The sequence below is a fragment of the Pseudomonas sp. MHK4 genome (assembly GCF_054600775.1).
Genome location: NZ_BAAIAK010000034.1, coordinates 1 through 6,177, shown reverse-complemented (window position 1 = coordinate 6,177; position 6,177 = coordinate 1). Strand labels below are relative to the sequence as shown.

The following is a 6,177-nucleotide window of genomic DNA, read 5'->3' as shown; positions in this document are numbered from 1 at the left end:
ACTGCCAATGCAGCGCTCGAGCCAGACCGCACAGGCGCCGTACGTTTTCCCCCATAGTCGCGGCGTCGGTGGTCTGCGCCTTGTTCAAGGCCCAGACCACGCCATCGAAGGGACGCCAGCGGCTCAACCCCTGCCATTGGCTGAACAGGGTTGGCGCCTGCATGCTGCCGCCGTAGAGCAGCACGGTGTCTTGTGCATGCAGGAAGCACCGGGTGGTCAGGCCGGGGACGATGGCTTCGATCTGTTCGGGTTCGCCGACGACCAGGAGCACGCGTACCTTGAGGCGCCAGAAGGAACCGTAATAATCCTTGAGAGACACCTGAGCCACGCGAACCTCTTGCGCGATCAGGGACTTCGGAGTGTTCGTGCGCGGTGGCTCGAGAACGTCGTCGGCCTCTTCGACGCGATACACCGATTGCCCCAGACGGCCCCACAGCAAACGGTAGGTTCCCAAGAGCATCACGACGATAATTGTGCACGCAGGTATCGCCAGCAACCAGGTGTGTTGCCGGTCGCTGTCAGCACGAATCCCCAACCACTGGGGAAAATACCAGGCCAGAATTTCAAGGAGCACACCCGTCAGAATTAATAGGCCGACCAATACACTCGGCCCTAAAGAGCGTCGAAACTGCATTCAAGATTCCTTCGTCGAAAGCGGCAGGACGGGCGTCAGCGCCGTGCTCCAGAGCCCCGCATCGACGGCGCTGTCACCACTGAAAATGAATTGCGGCCCAGCGCCGCGCTGAATGGTCTGCGTTGCGGCAGCGATTGCCAGCCACGGCGACGTAGTGCCGGAGTGTCCTAACGACGCATCCAGGTCGATCAGCCCCTGGTTGTGTTTTACCGGCATCGGCACTTCAGCCAGGACCGTGCTTATTGCCGCATTGCGTTGTGCATCAATTCCCGCCCGCCACGCGTGCTCGATTGACTTGGCATCCAGTGGCACCCAATCCAGCGCTTGGCGAGTGGCATACAGCAATGCATCAGGAGTGGACGCTCGCGCCTGCTCCGGTCGGTGCAGGTAGGCGATCGGCGATAAAGTGGTTTGCGTCAAACGGTTGCCCAGAAGTAGCCCGACGGCCGCTTCTGCCTTGCCTTCAGGCTCTAGCGGTGCAAATTGCAATGCCACCACCAGCAGTAACGCTTGATCATCTATGCGCTGGTCGAGCCACTGGTCCAGCGCAGATAACCCTTGCCCCTCGACCGGCACCACTGACTGTCGGATGCCAGACGCGCTCCATGCCCTTTGCCATGCTGGGCGCCACTGACTTTGCGGCAGACCGCTCTCGACCTCCAGCAACAGTGCCAACGGTTTCTCGTCCGGCAGATGTGCGAGCGTTTGCGCCAACTCAGCCAGAACCTGACTGAAGACACCGAGCAGTACTTTTTCCAGATCTTCATGCTTTGCGCCAGGTAAGCGGCTATGACGCACGATGGATTCATCCATTCGGGTCGGTTGCGCAGTCAATACCTGCGTCCCGCCCAGCAAGGCATCGAGCTGAGTGGTCCCTTCTTCACCCGGACTTCGCAGGGCAGTGAGCAGGTTCGCGCTTAACACTTGTTGGGAGCGCCGACCTCGACGCATTTTTCGGCACAAATCCTCTTCACGGGCTTCGTCCCAGCCATCGGCCGCACCTTGTTCCCCCATGTACAACAGCAACCTTGCGAACAGCAGCACACACCAGACGAAAAGCGGTACGACCAAAGCTCGCGGCCATACATCAATGGATTGTTGATTCAACGCTTCACCGCTGAACAACAAAGTCTTTCCCACGCTCAACAACAAAAGCAGAGGAAGTAAACAGACCCAGGGCCAAATACGAGGTGATGCGGGGCGCGGGGCTGGAGAAGGGATTTTATGCAGTCTGACAGGCATGATTATTTTTCACCCGCGGATACAGAGGCGAAGGATATTAATGCACTCACTGACGGGCAAAAAATAATAAAAACCAGATCCAATCGTTGTCTATTCCTTTTCACAATGACCTACCTCAACAAGCTTTATCGAATCTTGCGACACTTACGCCTCAAGAAAATTTTTTGCAAAGTAACGAACCTTCACTCACCCACCTCCGCCTTGAAAATCCAGAATCTATTTTCTGAGAGTCGTACAAGGCCCTTCATTAAGGAGATTTTTCTCTTTGCAGAAGAGGTGATCTGGCAGGCCATTGGACAATACAACCTCGCAGGACAAAATAGTTTCACCTATTGGCTGAAGCGGGGTAACTCCAACGTCAAATACAAGCTTCCCCGCCTCAAACACTGCATTCTTAAAATCTACAGCCGCATAATCCTCTTCAATTTTTTTCCCATCTATTGAACAGATGCTTTTCTCGCCTAATACTTTTCCGCTGCCCCCAGAAACCAAATTTTGAATAATGAGACAAGGCTCCCCGGACAAAACCAGAAATCTTACAAATAGCTCTCCCACATCCCCCGTTCCAGCCAGGATGACTCTTCTGTAGTCAAACCCCTTAGCTTCGACCATACCAATCGCACAAAATAGCAGGGCAAAAAAAACCGATACATTCATCTACAAATACTCCGTGAGACGTGTAAAGCCATTGCCAGGCGTTCCGACGACTATTCAATCTACAATTAAGCCCCTACTCAGAATCGCAGATTATTTAGATACACCGCCCTCTCAGTGCTTTGCTTAGCAAGACAGTAGTTTGTTGTCGATTCAAACGCTTGGGTCCCGGGCAAGGCCACGAAACTCTCAACTGCGCAGTTTTCGTCTCTTAGTGCTTCCCAAGCTCTTTGGGATTTTTTTATATGCGCTATCAGCTTACCTCCTAAGTCAGGATCGGCCCGGTAATCCCTAGACACTTTTTCACTTAACTCTCTATAGACATCATTTATTATTTTATCTGCTTCAACAGCCGCATATTTAGAGCACTCATATATCTCTTGACTACTTAGAACCTCATAAGAGCATACCCCCGACGGAATATTTTCCGCACGACAAAGCCCACTAACAAACAAAAGCAAACATATCACACATCTAATTTTCATAATGCACCCCGTACTAGTTAACCCTTAAGTAGTTAGCTCTCTGCCTGCCCGGTTCATACTGGCTAATCGCTGGTGTATTCTCGATATAAAAAATCATGTCCGTCTTACTATTTCGCATTCCTGATATCATTGGATTGGGCCCAGCGGTAAATCCTTGGTAGACAAAGTCAACCAGCACATCTTTAACAACAGGACCAAGATCCTCCCATAAAACCCTATCAACCTCAGCTTGCGTCCACTTATTATAAATCGAAATAGTTCTATCCACATACGCGGGATAGATAATATTGAATAGCGATATTTGCTGTCGCTTAGTTATCTCGCCAATCACTGCTTTATTGTTTGCTACAAAATCCCTTGCGGCGAATCCTTTCAACCCATGCGCAAATGCAATTCTTCGAGCTTTCTCATCCTCAACTCCGGCTTCAATCATATGATTGAAGATTTCGCTTTCCGTTCGACTTCCCATGTCATAACCGCGCCCTAAAGTCACTCCAGACAAATCATTTCCCGGCCAATGGATAACTCTGCTGTAGTGCATTGAGGTCGGATTATCATTACCTTCGGCACAGAAAGTAATCTTGCCCGCAATAATTTTTAGTTCATCCAAAGAAGTAAACTTCCCCACCAACCCAACCGGATGAAAGTGATACGCCTTCCCCCACGACGGCAGCCCCACTTTGTCCGCCACCTCTTCCCACCAACTGAGTTCCTTGATCCGCTGCTTCTCCGCCAGCCAGTTCAAGTGCGGGGTCGACCCGCTATGGCCGAGCATTTCATCCAGCACATCCCAGACATGTGCCCGGTGAAACCACTCGCTTTCCTTGCGGATGATCATCTGCGCGATCGCTTGCGCGTGCGCCGGCAACCTGAGCGCCGCTTGCAACTCGTCGGCGGTGATCTGGCCGTCGCGGTTGGGGTCAATGATGTCGAACAACCGGCTCCTGATCGGGCCCTGGTCCTCGTCGTCGGCCAAGGATCGGTAGCGTTCCAGTTGCGCTTCGCTGAAGTGACGCATGCTGCGCATGAACGACGCCATGGCATGGATGGGCCGACCGTAGTCGTGCAGGACTTCGTAGCCTTCCCAGTCCCAGGGACTGACCCAGGGCGTGTCGCCCACGTCTTCGCGGACCCAGCCGTTGAGCAGATTGCCGGCGGCGTCGTGCAGTAGGCCATCGAGGCGGTACCAATTGAGCGCCTTTCGGTCGGAGGAAGTAGCAGGCACGGAAAACTTGTCCTCGGCCGGCAGGCCCTCAAGCAGACTTTTCGGGATCAACAGGTCGGCGTCGCTCACCGGGTCGGTCTTGCTCGGCACCGGCCAGCGCGTGGCGCTCGCGCCGTCGCGATGCGCCATCACGGCGGTGCCCTTGGCCAGTTTCAGCCAGGTTCGCTCACTCGCCGGCAGGCGTTGGGCCCAAGCCCGACTGGCCACGAGGAAGACGTCCATGTCTTGTTCGCTGAACGTTTCCAGGTGCAGCTTCTTTTCCGGTCGTTCGGCCCCTTCGCTGTGATAATCGCCGAGGTGGCCGATCAGCGCGCCGGCCTGGATCGCGACGGGGGTGTCGAGGACCACGATTTGATCCGTCGCCAGCGGTTCCAGTACGCTTTGCAGCCCCGCGAACTGTACGTACTGCGGGACCCGTTCCAGTTTGCGAAATTCGCCTTCACCGCTGACGGTGACGACCATGCCATTGGGCAGCGTGCTGATTACTTCGTTGCGCAGGCTCGCTTCGGGGCGCACGTTGAGCTCGTCGCCATTGGTTTCGATGCGATGTTCGCCACCGACCTGCGGCCGTAGATATCGGGAGGCGAGGTAACCGCGCTGCGAACCGTCGGCGTTGCTCAGGCTGGCCGGGCCCAGGCGGTTTTTCAGGCGGCGGTAATCGCCCTGGCCGCTGATGACCACCTCGGCGCCGCGGGGCAGGAAGTCGGCGACCTTGCCGGACCGGGGGCGGTAGTAAACGTGCAGGCCGCGTTGTTCGGGATCGTCGGGATGCGGATCGTTCGCCGTCACCTTGACCCGGTGCACTTCGGACCAGAACCCGGGGCGCGCCAGGGTCGGATCGTCGTCATACTTCTCCCAATCCTGTAGGTGCATGTACAGGCTGTAGAAGATCAGGCTCGGCGGCGTGTCGGTGCTTTCCTCGATCTTCGGCAACTGCAGGCGATGGCGAACCAGTACGAAGTTGCGCGAGAAGGGTTTGTCGACGGTGAGCTTGTGGTCGTAGTAGGTCGTCTTCGGTGATTCCCGATCGATGCGGTAAGCCACCACTTCACCGTCGGCCAGGCAGTGCACGCTGGATTGCTGCTTCAGGCCCGCGGCGGTACCGCTGTCGAAATGCACGCCGCCGTGCCACAGGCCATTGCGACCCAGAGGGTAGTAACCGGCGGTGGCGTTGGCCAGGTGGGTCAACTGCTGCAACGGGTCGCGCGTGTCCTTGAATGGGTGGCACCAGTTTTTCAGCGGCGGCAAGCCATCGGTTTTCGAGCCTGTTGTTGGGGGGATGGGCTGGGTGTCGCGCGTTGGCCAGACCGGGGGCATGGTCCTGGGGGTGCTTGAGTCGTAGTGGCGGCCAAAAATCCAGTCGAGCAGCTTTGCCATGGTGTGTCGCTCCAGGTTTGTGAAAGAGTCAGCCAGAGAAATCCGTACGTCCCTGGGACTGGAGAAGGTGTTCAGACAGTTGCGGTAGCGGCGACATTTGCAGGGCCTGCTCGCCAGGTCCCTTGAACGCGTGATGCGCCGCCTTGACCAGGTGATTGCCTGCCGTACCGGATTCAATGCCGCCCGCATCGAGGTTGAGGTAGCTGCCCCCGCCATTGAGGGCGATTTTCTTTTTCGCGGTGATATGGATTTCGTCTTCGGTGCTGGTAATCGACAGCCCGTGGCGAGCCAGCAGTTCCAGGGAGTCGTTCTGCGCCTGCACGCTGACCGGGCCCTGATTGGCGATCAGCTTGATCCCCAGCTTGCGCACGAACAGGCTCAATCCCTGGCCCACACCCATGAACAGGCGCTTGAACACGCTAAGGTTGGCGTCGCCACCGGCGTTGAGCATCAGATTCTCCTGCGCCGCCAGTTGCAGGTGCTCGCCACTGCTCAAGGCGATGCCTTGGGGCGCGCTGAGCAGGATCACCTCGGCCTGGAGCGCGTCGATTTGTTCGCGC

5 protein-coding genes and 1 pseudogene are annotated in these 6,177 nt (G+C 56.2%); all 6 read right to left on the bottom strand.

Translation table 11 applies throughout. The features are described 5' to 3' along the window. Positions 1–634: pseudogene (locus tag ACYP2Q_RS31330) on the bottom strand (ImcF-related family protein); the annotation flags it as partial. Next, positions 635–1,759: a hypothetical protein gene (locus ACYP2Q_RS31325; protein ID WP_459734080.1), complete on the bottom strand. Its 1,125-nt coding sequence runs from the start codon at positions 1,757–1,759 to the stop codon at positions 635–637. Positions 1,760–2,092: 333 nt separating this feature from the next. Then, a complete protein-coding gene (locus tag ACYP2Q_RS31320; protein ID WP_459734079.1) occupies positions 2,093–2,533 on the bottom strand; it encodes a hypothetical protein in 441 nt (146 codons plus the stop codon). Positions 2,534–2,610: 77 nt separating this feature from the next. Beyond that, positions 2,611–3,015, bottom strand: coding sequence for a lysozyme inhibitor LprI family protein (locus ACYP2Q_RS31315; protein ID WP_459734078.1), 405 nt, complete (start codon positions 3,013–3,015; stop codon positions 2,611–2,613). Positions 3,016–3,028: 13 nt separating this feature from the next. Beyond that, positions 3,029–5,617: a hypothetical protein gene (locus ACYP2Q_RS31310; RefSeq protein ID WP_459734077.1), complete on the bottom strand. Its 2,589-nt coding sequence runs from the start codon at positions 5,615–5,617 to the stop codon at positions 3,029–3,031. A gap of 28 nt (positions 5,618–5,645) precedes the next feature. Further along, positions 5,646–6,177 (bottom strand): DUF2345 domain-containing protein (locus tag ACYP2Q_RS31305; protein WP_459734076.1); only part of this gene is annotated, 532 nt, incomplete at its 5' end.